Source organism: Candidatus Enterococcus leclercqii (assembly GCF_009933135.1).
GTDB classification, from domain to species: domain Bacteria; phylum Bacillota; class Bacilli; order Lactobacillales; family Enterococcaceae; genus Enterococcus_C; species Enterococcus_C leclercqii.
In genome coordinates this window covers 199,890-215,275 of record NZ_MAEH01000012.1, presented here as the reverse complement: position 1 = coordinate 215,275, position 15,386 = coordinate 199,890, and the positions used below count along the sequence as shown (strand labels likewise).

Genomic DNA, 15,386 nt, shown 5'->3' with positions numbered 1-15,386 from the left:
TGGATATCGGAACTTCCTGAATTTTCGCTCAAGAATCTACATCATCCAAGGGCTGATTTTTGTTTAAGAAAGAGCGAAAAATAAAAAAGCGCTCAGGCAAGAATTTTTTCCTGCCTGAGCTCATTCACTCATTCAATTTGAACTCACCAACACTATTTGACGAAGAGCCAAAAAGAGCCGAAAGCAGGGGGGCTTTCGGCAGTTGAGGGAGAGTGTATCAGATATATTATTGGGAGGTTGAGTTGGCAGGTGTCGTTCAGATAACCTGCCTTTGAAAATGAAACAACAGCTAAAGTGAAAACCAAGAAGATCTTTCTCTGCAAGGCAATATTCCTTGACAAAAGACACCAGTCAAAAAAGTTTAAGGTTGGGGAGACCGTAAACCAAATCAATTGTGTCTAGTTGGGGAAATCTCGGAATATCGGGGAAGCCCGCTTGAGCTATCTCTTGTTTACAAGTTAATTTTATCTCCCTTTGGCAGGAAAGACAATTATTGAATGGAAATTTGAATAAAGAAAAGGCTATTTTGAATCATTATTAACTGAGCTAAGCCTGATTTGATAGTGTTTTCATTGGCTTGTTCCTTTTTTTTCTTTAAAATTGAAAAAAATGGGAGGGTTTTGAGTTTAAAGATAGTGAAAAAAGCTACAATGTCGGTCTTTTTATAGGATTGTTATGCCATAAAAAAATATTTGTTTAATGGTATATATGTGTTTTTGAAATAATAATAAGAGCAGCTGAGGAATCTCCTCAGCTGCTCTTATTATTGGTTTGTTATTTGACGGAACCGGATGTGATGCCTTCGACGTAATATTTCTGCATGTAGATGAACAGCAGTGTGATAGGGATGGCGATCAGAACACAGCCGGCGGTGAAGGTCATGAATAAGGAGTTGGCGGTGGTGCGAGTCATCATCGTGTACAACCCGATGGCCACCGTGTATTTCTGGATGTTGTCTCCCATGATGACGCGGGCGAAGATGAAATCCATCCAAGGGCCCATAAATGCCATCAGAGCGGTATAGACGATGATTGGCTTAGACAGAGGCAACGTAATCTTAGTAAAAATCTGCCATTTGTTGGCCCCGTCAATCATTGCGGACTCATCTAACGCCATTGGAATGGTATCAAAGAACCCCTTGGCGATATAAAAGCCCAGTGCCGCTCCTGCTGAGTAAACCAGAATCAAAGCGAACAGGCTTTGGGTCAAGTTCAATGCTTTCAAAATGTAGTAGACAGCAATCATGCTCATGAAGCCTGGAAACATGTTCAAAACCAAAGCAACTTTCAAAAAAGGTTTGCGCAGTTTAAAACGTAGTCGACTCAAAGCATAAGCCATTGCAATGGTGATAAACGTGGATAACACACAGCTGCAAACAGCAACGAACAAAGTATTTAAGAACCAACGAACAAAGGGATAGTTACCGGAAGCATCTTTTAGCAAGTTGATATAGTTAGTTAAAGTGAACTGCTTGGGGATGATATAAGGGACAAATGCGCCGCCTTCTTCCCGGAAGCTGGTAAGAATAATCCAAAAGATTGGAAACATCCAGACAACTGCCATGATAATCAAAATCGCATAGATCAAGGTTCGACTCAACCGTTGCTTGCGATGATAGCTTTTGTTTTTTGCTTGTACGGCCATGGGTTAACCCTCCTTGAATGAATTGGTGCGGGTGTACATGATCAAGCTGAACACCGCAGATAGAATGAAGATCAGAATACCAATAACGGAAGCTAAGTTGTAATCCATCGTGTTGACAGTCAGGTTATACAGCCAGGTCACCAATAAATCGGTAGAACCGGCACCGTAGAAATCGGAATTTGAAGGGCCACCACCGGTCAACAGGTAGATGACATTGAAATTGTTGATGTTCCCGATAAATTGCTGAATCAACGCTGGCGTCATGACAAACAAAATCTGTGGGAAAGTAATGCTTCTGAAAATCTGGAACTTATTGGCACCGTCGATTTCAGCGGCCTCGATTTGATCACGGTCCAGGTTTTGGATGATCCCGGTAGAAACCAGCATAGTAACCGGAATCCCAATCCACATGTTAACAATGATGACTGTAATTTTGGCCATCAAAGGGTCAGTCAGAAACGGAATTGCACTCTTGATCCAGCCCAAATTCATAAGGATGGAGTTGATGGGGCCGGCATCATTGAGGAGATTACGCATGATCAGCAGCGAGACAAATTGTGGAACGGCCATAGTAATGACGAAAATCGTACGCCAGAACTTTTTGTATTTAATTCCTTTTGATTGAATCAAAAGGGCGAGGATAACTCCGAAAAAGAAATTAGTGACGGTGGCAAGCACTGCCCAAATCAAGGTCCAGCCGAGAACGGGGAAGAAGGTATTGGCCATATCACCGGAAATGACATTTCCGAAGTTGCGTAGACCTACCCAAGTGAATAGACTTTTTGGCGGCAAGTGGTTGTGGTCATAGTTGGTAAATGCGATCGAAATCATGTAAAGAAGCGGTAAAACCGTAAAGAACAAGACGCCCAACAGAGGAATCGTCATCAAAGTTGCATGGAACCGCTCGTTCACTAAGCTGATCAGATCATCTTTGGTAGAGGGAATCGTTTGACCGGCTTGCTTTAATTCATAGATGTGGCGAGCGCTCTTGAGATTGATGATATACATAATCAATAAGAGCACACAGACTAAGATAGCAGCGATCCCAAAGAGGAGGATCAGCATGGAGTTATCGCCTTTTTGCAGTACTTCGATGCCGAGACTTTCATTGTAGACGAGGCCTTGTTTTTTTGTACCTAATGATTGCAGCATCGCCAGCGCGTGAAAGCCTGAATAGAACAACCAACCGATAACGCCCACTTGGGTAGCTAAAAAGATCAGTCCTTTAGGAATTTGTTTGTTGGCAAAGTTGGCTGAACCCATAATAAGAAATGATAGCTTAGTCGGCAGGTCGCCTTCTTTGAACAATTCTCTAAAGGTGATGTGTTGCTGGGAATTTTTTCGTTTAAACATCGATTCTCACCTTACTTTCTGGTAGGTAGGCGCCCAAGTTTCCGAATCATGCGGAAAGCTTCAGCGTTTTAAAAAGCGGGGGGCGCAAATTCACCCCCCGATTATCGTTTGTTTATCAAGTTTCTTCGCCTTGGTACGGCTTAGGAGACTGTCGGTGTAGGGAGTCTGTTCTCACCGGCTTGCCCAATTAAGTCCAAAGCAGCTTTGTCAGAATAGAAAGCAGAACTTATTCTTCCACTTTTTTGGAGATGTCTTGAACAAATTTGTCTAGTTTTGCTTGATAGTCTGCTTCTTTGATATTGCCTTTGTAAGTGTCGTTGATCAAAGCATCCATTGGTGGCCAGAAGGAAACCATTTCTGGCAATTTAGGCATTACGACAGTGTGTTCAGGGTCAGTCATTTCCATAACAGCTTTAGCTACTGCATCGTCAGTCACTTTGCTGTCAGCTTGTGCTTCTTTATTGGAAGGAATCACGCCGTTGGTTTCAAATTCGATCATTTGAGAGTCTTTGTTGGTCAAGTATTCAGCTAATGCCATTGCAGCAAGTGGTGATTTAGTTTGTTGGTTAACACCGTACAGTTTTACACCCATGAAGGCCATCATTTGTTTGGCACCATCACCAAAATCGATGGTTGGGTAAGCAGCTACTGCCATGTTGTCCCCAAGGGCTTTTTCAACGTCGTTTTTAGACCAAGGGCCACTGAGGAAGGCATCTGTTTTACCAGATTGCAGGTTACTCAAGGCAGATTCAGAAGATTGAACAACTCCTGGATTTGATTTTTGAGCAGCAATCCATTTCAAAACTTGAATTCCGTTGTCGTTGTTAAAGTTGGTTCCTTGCAGGTCTTCGCCGTTTTCACCGAAAAGGACGTCACCGTTACTCATAAACAATGGGCCAAAGATATAGTTTGCGCCGGCTTCACCGAAGTTCGTACCGATTTTACCTTTTGCAGTCAAGGTTTCCCAAGTTTTCACATCATCAGCAGACAGTTTTGATTTGTTATAGTAGAGAACTTGTGATTCAACACCGTATGGATAGCCATAAATCTTATCGTTCCAAGTCACACCATTGACAGAAGCTTCGGTATTGTTTTCTTTGATAGTTTCAGCTTGTTTGGTTCCTACTGGATATAAGAGACCGGCTTCAGCCATTTGTCCTACTTGGTCATGTGGCATCATGAAGACGTCGGCAGCTTTTTCAGGGTCTTTTGAAACATCGGCTTTCGCATCTGCAGAAGAGCCGGCTTTGACTTCAACTTTTACATCGGGGTTTTCTTTAACGAAGTTGTCGACAATTCCTTGGATAGCTTTGATATGGTCTGTGTCCACCCAAAGTTTCAAATCACCTTCGATTTTTGCTGCGTCGCCGGATCCGGAAGTATTGGTGTCACCGCCAGACGCATCATCTTTGCTACTGCCACATGCAGCCAGCGTCAAAGCTGAAATGCCCAATACTGCGGAACTCATGAGAATCTTTTTCCAATTTTTTTTCATTTCCTGTTCCCTCCATAATTGTTTGACTGATGTCAAAGAATGATTTCGCTTACAAGAGTATTATGCAACCGATTGCGGAAATAGTCAAGGGATATCCTTCAATAATTTGTTTTTTTCGTGAAAAGATTCTGTGGATGAAAAAGGAAATAAATCATTCAAAAACAAACTCCTACTATAATATGTAAGAGTGATTTGTTTTTATTGACAGCTGCAATCTGAGCCAAGCCTCGTGGAAATACTCAGGAGAAAGTCCTTTTTACAGGAAAATACACCAGATAACGGCTTGTGATTTGTAATGCAAACGATTGCTTAAAATTCTTGAAATGCGTTGCAGATTGTGCCATAATGAACGGGTAATAAGGACGAATAATCAGATTTGTTCGGCAAGATTCCTGTGATCTTGGCCAGAAATTTTTTATGAAGGAATTTTTTGGCACCGACTTTAATTCAGGAGGATGACAATCAATGAATACAGCAGCAATCTATCATCGCCCCGACAGCGAATTTGCTTTTTTGTACACAGCCGATAAGATGCGAATTCGACTGCGAACTGCTCGTGGAGATATCAAGGAAGCCAATCTACTTCACGGGGATACCTACACATTGCATCAAGAAAACTGGTATGAAGCACCCCTCAAGATGGTGCGTTATCTGACCACCAATCTCTATGACTATTGGGTCTGTGAGACGGATGCCCCTTTTAAACGCTTAGCATACGGATTTCATCTAAAAGGACATGACGGGACGGAAATTTTTTATGGAGACCATGGTGTTTTTCCTTATCAGGAAGAATATCTGCAAATGCCCAATAATTATTTCCGGATGCCTTACTTCCATGAATCTGACCGCTTCAAAGCGCCTGAATGGGTAAAAAGCACCGTTTGGTATCAAATTTTTCCAGAACGTTTTGCAAACGGTGACAAGAGCAATGACCCGGAAGGAACCCTGGCTTGGGGCTCCAAAGCGCCAGATCGCCAAGACTTTTTCGGCGGGGACTTGCAAGGTGTTTTGGACCATCTGGATCACTTGGAAGCGCTGGGAATCAATGGCTTGTACTTCTGCCCGATTTTTGAAGCCCACTCCAATCATAAATACGATACCATCGATTATTTGAAGGTAGATCCGGCTTTCGGTGATGAAGCACTTTTGAAAAAATTGATCCAAGAGTGTCACAAGCGAGGCATTCGGGTGATGCTGGACGCCGTATTTAATCATATGGGGGATGTTTCTCCCCAATGGCAGGATGTACTCAAAAATGGTGCAGATTCAAAATATGCCGATTGGTTCCACGTCAATGAATTTCCGGCGACGTATACACCAGGCAACGACTTTGAAGATGCCAAAGATTTGACCTATGATGTCTTTGCATTTACCCCTCATATGCCGAAATTGAATACTGCCAATCCGGAAGTTCAGGCATACCTCTTGCATATCGCTCGTTACTGGATTGAAGAATTTGATATTGATGCTTGGCGCTTGGATGTGGCTAACGAAGTGGATCACGGCTTTTGGAAAAAATTCCGGCAAGTCTGTGATGAAGCCAAGGAGGATTTTTACATTCTCGGTGAAATCTGGCATTCCTCTCAATCTTGGCTGCAAGGAGACGAGTTTCATGCAGTTATGAATTATGCCTATACAGACGCCATCATGGGGTATTTTGTCAAAGGTGAAATCCCAATGGAAAAAATGGTATCTGAGATCAATGGCCAACTGATGCTCTATCGCGATCAGGTGAATCAAATTCAATTCAATGTGTTAGACTCTCACGATACACCGCGACTTTTGACAGAAGCCAAAGGGGATAAGGACCTGATGAAACAGGTGGTGGCCTTTACTTATTTGCAACCAGGAGTTCCTTGTATTTATTATGGCGATGAGTATTCGATGACCGGTGAGATGGACCCTGATTGCCGCAAGTGTATGGTCTGGGATCCAGAAGAACAAGATCAAGACATGTTCGACTTTTTCCAAAATATGGTGGCACTTCGTAAAGAATGGCAACCGATTTTGTCTGAGGGACGGATGGATTGGCAAAAAGCCGATGAAGACAGCGGCATGGTCGTACTAGCCAGAGAATCCGCTGACGGAAAAATTCTGGGTATCTTCAATACTGGAACTGTGACGCAAGAGATCCCGGTTCCGCGATATAAATTGTTGACGGGAAATCTAGCCACGGTGGAAGAAGAGCGGGTTTTGATTTCTCCTAAGGGATTTCTGCTGCTTCATTGAGTTGTGACCGCCGCGTGATCGTGTATCCGTGGCGGTTTTTTTAAAATCAAAATCAATCAAAAAAACAATTATCGCTGTATCAAACAACGCTTAGATAAAGCGCAGCATACGTAAAAGGAGCGAAGGAACATGGAAAAACACTGGTGGCAAGAAGTTGTCGTTTATCAAGTATATCCCCGCAGTTTCAAAGATAGTGACGGTGATGGCATCGGAGACATTCCCGGCATCATTGAAAAACTGCCTTATTTGGAAAAGCTGGGAATCGGAGCTATCTGGCTATCACCCGTCTATCAGTCTCCTAATGATGATAACGGCTACGATATTTCCGATTATCAAGAAATCATGGCTGAATTTGGAACGATGGCAGATATGGATCGCCTAATTGCCGCCGCACAACAGCGGGGAATCAAGATTGTCATGGATTTAGTGGTCAATCATACCTCTGATGAGCATCGCTGGTTTATCGAGGCACAAAAAGGACGCGACAATGATTATCGAGACTTTTATATTTGGGCAGATCCAGCTGCAGATGGTGGCGTACCTAATGGGCTGGGGTCCGCCTTTTCCGGCAGTGCTTGGGAATTTGACGAGGCCAGCAATCAGTATTACTTGCACCTATTTAGTAAAAAGCAACCGGATCTAAATTGGGAGAATGAGAACGTCCGCCAAGCTGTCTATGACATGATGAATTTCTGGATTGAAAAAGGAATTGGCGGCTTTCGCATGGATGTCATCGATTTGATTGGGAAACAACCACAAAAAGAGCTGACCGGCAATGGTCCTAAACTTCATGACTATCTGCAAGAAATGAATCGGGCGACCTTTGGACAACAAGATCTCTTAACCGTGGGAGAAACATGGGGGGCAACACCGGAAATCGCTAAATTATACTCAGATCCAGCGCGCCATGAATTGTCGATGGTCTTTCAGTTTGAACATATGATGCTGGACCAGGAACCGGGAAAAGAAAAATGGGATTTGATTCCGCTGCAAGTAGGTGCTTTGAAACAAGCATTGGCTCGTTGGCAGACAGAATTGGGAACAGAAGGCTGGAACTCACTCTTTTGGGAAAATCATGATCTCCCGCGAATTATTTCGCGGTGGGGCAATGACAAGGAGTACCGAGAGGCCAGTGCTAAATTCTTTGCTATTTTGCTGCATATGATGAAAGGAACACCCTATATTTACCAAGGGGAAGAGTTGGGGATGACCAACTATGTGGCAGAAGACATCAGTGAAGTAGCCGACATCGAAAGCGTGAACATGTATCATGAACGTCTGGCACAAGGCTATTCCAAAGAAGCAATACTGGCTTCAATCAACAAAAAAGGCCGCGACAACGCCCGCACTCCGATGCAATGGGATGACAGTGCCCACGCTGGTTTTACCACCGGAACACCGTGGCTGGCAGTCAACCCCAATTATCGGGATATTCATGCGGCGAAAGCACTGGCTGATCCGGATTCGATTTTTTATACCTATCAAAAGCTGGTTCAACTGCGCAAAAAACATCCTCTGATGATCTGGGGTGAGTTTGAACTGTTGCCAACGGAGGAGAAAATTTTTGCTTATTTGCGGCGCTATGAGGGAGAGACGTGGTTAATCGTGGGGAATTTTTCTGATGACGAACAAACAGTTATGTTGCCGCAATTTACGGTGATGGCGACCATCATTCGAAACTATCCCGGCGATGTAGATGATCTTGCACAAGCCAGACTGGCGCCGTGGGAAGCTTTTGCTGTGAAAGTGAGTGAAAAACGATGATAGATACACTGTCTTGGTGGAAAAATGCGGTAGGCTATCAGATCTATCCCCGCAGCTTTATGGATTCTGATGGCGACGGTATCGGGGATATCAATGGAATTATTGAAAAACTGCCTTATATCAAGTCCTTAGGCGTCGATTTCATCTGGTTGAACCCTATCTATAAGTCACCTAATGTGGACAATGGCTATGATATTTCCGATTATCAAGATATCCAGCAGGAGTATGGCACGATGGCGCAATTCAAGGAGCTATTGGCGCAAGTCCATCAAGCGGGGATGAAGCTGATTTTAGATTTGGTGATCAATCATACCAGTGATCAGCACCCTTGGTTTTTGGAAGCAAAAAAAGGAGTAGAGAATCCTTACCGAAACTATTACCATTGGCAAAGTGCTGCTGGGGAAAAGCAGCCGCCCAATGAGTGGCAGAGTTTTTTCGGTGGGCCTACCTGGACCTATGATGCTACTAGTAAAGAAAGTTATTTCCATGTCTTTGCTCCACAACAGCCAGACCTCAATTGGACCAATTTCAAGGTAAGAGAAGAAATTTATGCCATGATTGAATGGTGGTTGGAGCTGGGGATTGACGGTTTTCGTCTAGATGCCATCAGCCACATCCAAAAAGAGTCTTGGGATTTTAAAATCACTGACAATCCGTGGGCACCCTTTATGAATGTTTCTGGTATCGAGGAGTACATGGCGGAATTGAAAGGGATTTTCGCTAGGTACGACATCATGACAGTGGGAGAAGCCAGTGGTGTCTCTAGCCGTCGCGCAGTCGATTGGACCGATGATGAAGGTTACATCAACATGATCTTCGAACTGGAGCACAATGTTCGTGAAGGAAAACCGGGAGCTGAGCGAATCAACCTACTGGGTTTCAAGAAAGTGCTGGCTCGTTGGCAGAAACATTTAGAACATGCTGGGTGGAATGCGCTGTATGTGGAGAATCATGACAATCCGCGTTTTAATTCTGTATTAGGAAATGAGACCGCCAAATCGGCTCAGGCGATTGGTACGGCCTATATGCTGCTGAAGGGAACGCCATTTGTTTACCAGGGGCAGGAATTAGGGATGACCAACTACCCATTTACCGGGATTGATCAAGTAGACGCCAAAGATTCTCATAACCATTACCGACTGTTGCTGGAAGAAGGTACCGATTCATTGGAAGCGTTGAAGTTGGTGACCCATTGGACCAGAGACCATTCCCGCACCCCGATGCAATGGTCGTCGGCTGTCAATGCAGGCTTTACGACCGGTCAACCGTGGCTCGCGGTGAACCCAAACTATCCACTGATCAATGCGGCTGTTGAAGAAGCAGATCCGGACTCGGCGTTGCAATTTTATCGGCGCTTGATTGCCTTTCGAAAGGCAGAGCCGGTTTTTACCACAGGCAGCTTTGACTTAGTGGCAGCCGGTGATCCAGATATCTTTGCCTATGTGCGGCAGACAGAGGAAAAGGCGCTATTGGTATTGGTGAATCTTTCCCAGCACTTACGAGTCGTAACGTTGCCCAACCGACTGATTGCCACTGGAGATCAAAACTACCGCTATGTTTTCGGTAATCTTTCAAAACAAGCTGCCAGTCGCAGCCTCACCAAACAAATGAGATTGGCGCCTTATGATGCCGCTGTTTTTGAACATGAGAAATAAATGAAAAAAACGGACCTGAAATTCTGAACAGGTCCGTTTTTTTGTGGCGGTGATATAAGAAAAATTGTGAGTGTGACAATGGTTGAGTCACCCTCCTGTGAAGTGAACAATACCAAACGTGAGCCCAAAAAAACCGACGATCTTCCATTAAAATCATTGGAAGATCGTCGGTTTTTCATTGCTAAAAATTTCAAATCCAGACTTTCCTTGATTTCGTCAAGCTAATTCAACCTCATTCACTTCCCTTTACACGTATGGAATTGTTCTCTCTTCCGACTAAGACATCAATAGGATCACAATTTTTTATCACCCGTATACTTTTTATTAATTGTGGTTAAACATTCGCTGTTTAGCACTTAGAAATTACTTATGTCACATTCGCAATTGTACCTGAGGCGAAGACTGGTATAATAAATTGGAAAACCAGGGTTGGATTTGTGAGGACTGCCAAGGACTATGGACTGATCAAGACAAATCATTGGAAAGAAATGGAGTCAGAAGTGATGGGGAAATTTCGCTTATTGTTGGTAATGGCGCTACTCTCAGTGGGACTTAGCGGCTGTCAAAATGATTCACCGGCTTATAAGGCGGCTGTATCCGCAGGTGTAACGACAGCTGCCAAAGGAAACTTTCAAAAAGCAGAGGCCTACTTTGAGATGGCTTTAAGCGAGAAGCCAGAAGATGAAACAGCTAAAGACTATCTGGAACAAGTTGCAGCCATTGGCAAAAGTCAGCGGCAATTGTCTGCCGGACAACTGTCGCAAAGCCGTGAAACAGTCGCTGCCTTATTGAAGCGCAACGATCTTTCCCGTGTCATACGTCAAAAGGCTCAGGAGCAATCCGAAGAAGTGAAAGGCGTGCAACAGGAGACGGATGCTTTTTCAGGGCAGTTAACCGAAATTACTAAATTGATGGATGAAAATAACTATGAAGAAGCGTTGAATAAGTGGATGGAGGCTCGCAATGCCGCCGATGGCAAACCGGCATTGAAAGAAGAGCGGGGGGAACTGGACAAAATTTTAAAACGACTGGTAAGACAAAAATCAACCTATGACGTGGCAAACAAGGTCGCAGAGTTGACCCCACCAGAAACAGAAGAGACCCAAACACCACTAATTCCGGAAATTTTGCAAGGACACTGGTATAGCCAGCCACCTGCTGAAGATGGCAACTTTGCCGGACAAACGCCGGCTTTGACAATTACCAAAGACAGCCTGCTGTTTACAAAAGAGCAAAGAATCTATCAGGTAACTGCAACTGATCATTGGCAGTCACGCTACACCTTGAGCTGGGATATGAACGCCTTTTCTCGTCGTTATGGCGCAGGGTCATTAGGCGAGAATCCGGTACCTTTTCAATTTTACCTGACAGCACCCACCGAAGAAGTCTCCTACACGACACTCACCTGGTTGGAGCAGACATTCTATCGCTGATTTGTAAAAATAGCACAAAAAATAAAGCTAAAACCTCACCAATCGGAACCATGATCTGTCTGTCGGTGGTTGATTCGGTGAGGTTTTTTAATAGCTAAAAATTGCAGACTGGATAGAAAAAGTCACCAGTGGAGCTCAATGTTTGACAGTTACTGACGCTGTTTTTAACTCTACATCTAGGTCCAAGATACCTTCGCTGCTTTTCAGCTGTAAGGTTCCATAACTTGGCTTGAACTGTAAGGTCAGGTCGCTTCTCAGGAAATTTTTCTCGTAGTCGGAAATATAAAAAGTAAAGGTGCCGTTTTCTAAAGGAATGGTAAATGGCGGGGTGCTGTTTTTCACTGGCTGGAGCAGAAAACGATCACCAATCATACAGCAACCTTGTGCGGAACTGTAGACGTTAGAGCCATCATTTAAAGCAAGAATCAAACGAGTGGCAACACCGAATTTGTTCTCTAAATGGCGAGTTGTTTGTTCATCCATAGTGATTTTCATAAGTCTTCACCTCTTTTGCTGCCATCATATAACGATATCGAAAAAAAGGTTATTTTTTTGCCTGAGGAGCTTTTGTTAGGGCCTTTTCTTGAAAAAAATTATAATGAGGGAGACGATAGCGGTGGAAATAAAGGAGTGAGCCGAATGGAAGAAAAGAAAAACGGAGGCATGATGGCGGTTATTGCCGCCTTGATTGCCAATATTTTGGTAGCCATCAGTAAGTTTATCGGTTATCTACTGAGCGGTAGTGCCGCGATGCTAAATGAATCTATTCACAGTGTAGTAGACTGTAGCAATCAGGCGCTATTGATTGTAGGGGATCGGCGAGCCAGCGTCGGCCAAAGCGAGCTTCATCAGTTTGGTGAAGGACGGGCAAAGTACTTTTTCAGTACTATCGTAGCAACGATGCTCTTTTTCGGTGGTGGGGCATTAGGCGTGATGGAAGCAACTGAAAAACTCTTTCATCCAGCCCATGAAGTGGGAAATCAGTGGCTAGTGATTGGTATCCTGATTTTCGGGATGGTGGTCGAAGGAAGTTCATTGCGAATCGCGTTTAAAGAGATTGCCGAACTAAATACAGAAAAGCTGCCCCTGTTCAAATTTTTACGAGTAAGCCGTCACAGTGAGATTTTAATTATTTTCACGGAAGACTTCTGTGCAGTGATTGGTCTGCTGTTGGCATTAGCGGGGACAATTCTAACCATGATCACCGGCAACGCCGTGTTTGATGCTTTAAGTGGGTTGCTGATTGGCCTGTTATTGATGTTTGCGGCTATCTTTTTGGCGAAAGAATTTTACAGTCTGATTATTGGGGAGAGCGTAACCGCCGGCGATCTTGCCAAAATCAAAAGTGCTTTTGCACGACCGGACATTGAGCGTTTGATTGACATTAAAACACTGCACATGTCAGCAGATGAGATCATGATTGCCGCCAAAGTCGACATCGTGGCTCCCAAAGAAGGCGCCGCTTACAGTATCATCAACGAAATCGAAGCGAATATCCGGGGAGGACTGCCAGATAAGAAAGCCTATATCTACATTGAAGTGGATGAATTTCAAGAAAATTATCACGACCATGGTCAGCCGCAAAAAGAGGAATAAAAAACAAACGTGAAAAGAATTTTTCTTGAAAGGTGGCGCTTCTGCCCGCCTTTTGCTAAAATGAACAAGGACTAATTTACGGAAAGAAGGATTATCATGATTTCAGCAAGTGATTTGCGGGCCGGGATGACATTCATCCAAGACGGCAAACTGATCAAAGTATTGGACGCCAGCCACCACAAACCAGGTAAAGGCAATACTGTTATGCGTATGAAACTTCGCGATGTACGGACTGGTGCAACTTATGATACAACTTTGCGCCCAGATGAAAAATTTGAAAAAGCCCACATCGATACCAAAAATGTACAATACCTGTACACAATGGATGATACTGGTTACTTCATGGATACCGAAACTTACGAACAATATGAAATCCCGGTAGAAACTGTTGCAGAAGAGATGAAATATATCTTGGAAAACATGGAAGTGAAGATTCAATTTTACGGCTCCGAAGTCATCGGCGTACAATTGCCTTCAACCGTTGTTTTGCGAGTAGCAGAAACGCAACCATCAATCAAAGGGGCAACTGTGACAGGCTCTGGTAAACCAGCAACAATGGAAACCGGCTTGATTGTCAATGTTCCTGATTTTGTCGAAGCTGGAGAATTATTGGAAATCAACACAGCTGAAGGCACTTATGTAAAACGTGCCGGCAAGTAACACTTATAAAGCGGGATCCGATTTTTCGGGTTCCGCTTTTTTTGCGGCTCTGGGATCGGAAATTACAACTTGAATAAAGGTAAGATACCAGTAAAAGACGACAAGCTTCCGTTGAAAACGAGTGGCAGCTTGCCGTCTTTTCGTTACTTAAAATTTCAAATAGCGACTAAGCTTGATTTCAGCAAGCCAAAGGAAATTTGTTTCCTCTTAACCGGCTTAAAGTATTTGTTTTCTGCCACTTGAAAAAGACTTAATCTGACAAATTTCTGTCAGCAGGTTTCAAAAAATCAGACCGTTTCTCGAATGACCAGCTCAGTGGCGAGCGTGGGAATTTCCGGCTGACTGTCTCCTTCAATAGCAGCAATCAGACTTTTTGCCGCCGCTGTCCCCATTTCAGCGATGGGCTGACGGATCGTAGTGATTTCAGGATACGTCAAAGCAGCGATGGGCTGATCGTCAAAACCCAGTACCGCCAGATCTTGTGGGATAGCAACTTTTAGTTTACGTGCTTCACTGAGAATTCCGGCAGCTACTTCATCACCATTGGAGAAAACCGCAGTCGGAGCTGTTTCAGGACTCATAGCAGCAAATTTTTGCAGAAAATCTCGGCCCCCTTGAACGCCTAATGTTCGTTCAAAGAAAAGTGTCTCATCGAATGTTAGGCCGTGATCCCGCAGGGCAAAAAGAAAGCCTTTGAAGCGGTGGTCATGGACATTCATCACATTACCAGTACAAAAAGCAATCCGGCGATGGCCTTGATTAATTAAATAGCGGGTGCCTTCATAGCTGGCCTTTTCTTCGTCAATCTTGATGACAGTCAATTCTTCGTCGCCGATATAGCGGTTGCACAAAACAATTTTACCTTCTGCCATCAGTTGTTTAATCTGCGGCGTAGCAGTTTCCAAGTTTGTGATGATGATGCCGTCCAGTTGCTTTTTCTGGATCATCTGGATATAGAACGCTTCTGACTGGGGATTGCCCTGGGTTTGCAGCACGACCAGATGATAGCCTAATTCCAACGCCGTTTTTTCGATGGTATTTACTAGATTGGCAAAAAAAGGATTGGTGATATAAGAGATGATAACGCCAATCATCTTAGATTTTTTACCCCGCAGCTGTTGAGCGACATTGTTGGGGTAGTAGTTCAATTCTTCCATCGCTTTATAGATTTTTTTCTTCGTCTTATCCGATACATAAGGATGGTCGTTCAAGGCGCGGGACACAGTTGTCACCGATACCTTGGCTTTTTTTGCCACGTCTTCGATACTGGCCATTCTCAAAACTCCTTTAGTTGTGTGCAATTTGTATTTCATGTTAGGAAATAAATTTAGCTTTTTTGCTCACCCGAGGTCGCCGCAAAAACTTTTTTCTTCTGGTCAGTCAAGCAGTAGGTTTTTCCGTCTGGCCCCCAAAGCAGCAGATTAAATCCTGAATACATAATCTATTCTCCAGTTTAATTATAGTCATATTCACTGATATAGCAACGAAAAAAGTTTATGAAAACGATTGACATATGAAAACGATTGACATATACTCGAGTCAGAAAAAGAAAGCGCG

11 protein-coding genes are annotated in these 15,386 nt (G+C 43.8%); 6 read left to right on the top strand and 5 right to left on the bottom strand.

What is annotated here, in order from left to right; genetic code table 11:
* Nucleotides 1-774: 774 nt before the first annotated feature.
* From BAU14_RS06310 to BAU14_RS06300, 3 genes are all read right to left on the bottom strand, one after another.
* Nucleotides 775-1,644: a sugar ABC transporter permease gene (locus tag BAU14_RS06310; protein ID WP_161899241.1), complete on the bottom strand. Its 870-nt coding sequence runs from the start codon at nucleotides 1,642-1,644 to the stop codon at nucleotides 775-777.
* Nucleotides 1,645-1,647: 3 nt separating this feature from the next.
* A complete protein-coding gene (locus tag BAU14_RS06305) occupies nucleotides 1,648-2,997 on the bottom strand; it encodes a carbohydrate ABC transporter permease (protein ID WP_161899240.1) in 1,350 nt (449 codons plus the stop codon).
* A 226-nt stretch (nucleotides 2,998-3,223) separates the two neighbouring features.
* Nucleotides 3,224-4,492: an extracellular solute-binding protein gene (locus BAU14_RS06300; RefSeq protein ID WP_161899239.1), complete on the bottom strand. Its 1,269-nt coding sequence runs from the start codon at nucleotides 4,490-4,492 to the stop codon at nucleotides 3,224-3,226.
* A 465-nt stretch (nucleotides 4,493-4,957) separates the two neighbouring features.
* Here BAU14_RS06300 and BAU14_RS06295 point away from each other — a divergent pair, with 465 nt between their 5' ends.
* The 4 genes from BAU14_RS06295 (at nucleotide 4,958) to BAU14_RS06280 (ending at nucleotide 11,573) form a co-directional block, all read left to right on the top strand.
* Nucleotides 4,958-6,721: a glycoside hydrolase family 13 protein gene (locus tag BAU14_RS06295; RefSeq protein ID WP_161899238.1), complete on the top strand. Its 1,764-nt coding sequence runs from the start codon at nucleotides 4,958-4,960 to the stop codon at nucleotides 6,719-6,721.
* A 129-nt stretch (nucleotides 6,722-6,850) separates the two neighbouring features.
* Nucleotides 6,851-8,485 carry a glycoside hydrolase family 13 protein gene (locus BAU14_RS06290; protein ID WP_161899237.1) on the top strand — a complete coding sequence of 545 codons (1,635 nt, stop codon included), beginning with the start codon at nucleotides 6,851-6,853 and terminating at the stop codon, nucleotides 8,483-8,485.
* Nucleotides 8,482-10,140, top strand: a complete 1,659-nt coding sequence (locus tag BAU14_RS06285; protein ID WP_161899236.1) for a glycoside hydrolase family 13 protein — start codon at nucleotides 8,482-8,484, stop codon at nucleotides 10,138-10,140. The genes BAU14_RS06290 and BAU14_RS06285 overlap by 4 nt, the downstream gene beginning before the upstream one ends.
* A 503-nt stretch (nucleotides 10,141-10,643) precedes the next feature.
* Nucleotides 10,644-11,573 carry a hypothetical protein gene (locus BAU14_RS06280; protein ID WP_161899235.1) on the top strand — a complete coding sequence of 310 codons (930 nt, stop codon included), beginning with the start codon at nucleotides 10,644-10,646 and terminating at the stop codon, nucleotides 11,571-11,573.
* A gap of 135 nt (nucleotides 11,574-11,708) precedes the next feature.
* Here the strand turns inward: BAU14_RS06280 and BAU14_RS06275 are convergent, their stop codons facing one another.
* On the bottom strand, nucleotides 11,709-12,068 hold the full coding sequence (locus tag BAU14_RS06275) for an iron-sulfur cluster biosynthesis family protein (RefSeq protein ID WP_161899234.1): 360 nt from the start codon (nucleotides 12,066-12,068) through the stop codon (nucleotides 11,709-11,711).
* 144 nt (nucleotides 12,069-12,212) lie between these two features.
* On the opposite strand from BAU14_RS06275, the gene BAU14_RS06270 reads away from it, so the two are divergent.
* Entirely contained in the window at nucleotides 12,213-13,169 is a 957-nt protein-coding gene (locus BAU14_RS06270; protein WP_161899233.1) for a cation diffusion facilitator family transporter, read from the top strand.
* Between the two features lie 96 nt (nucleotides 13,170-13,265).
* Nucleotides 13,266-13,829, top strand: coding sequence for an elongation factor P (gene efp / locus BAU14_RS06265; protein WP_161899232.1), 564 nt, complete (start codon nucleotides 13,266-13,268; stop codon nucleotides 13,827-13,829).
* 287 nt (nucleotides 13,830-14,116) lie between these two features.
* Here the strand turns inward: efp and BAU14_RS06260 are convergent, their stop codons facing one another.
* Nucleotides 14,117-15,103 (bottom strand): LacI family DNA-binding transcriptional regulator, encoded by a 987-nt coding sequence (locus tag BAU14_RS06260; RefSeq protein ID WP_161899231.1) that lies wholly within the window; start codon nucleotides 15,101-15,103, stop codon nucleotides 14,117-14,119.
* Nucleotides 15,104-15,386: the final 283 nt, after the last annotated feature.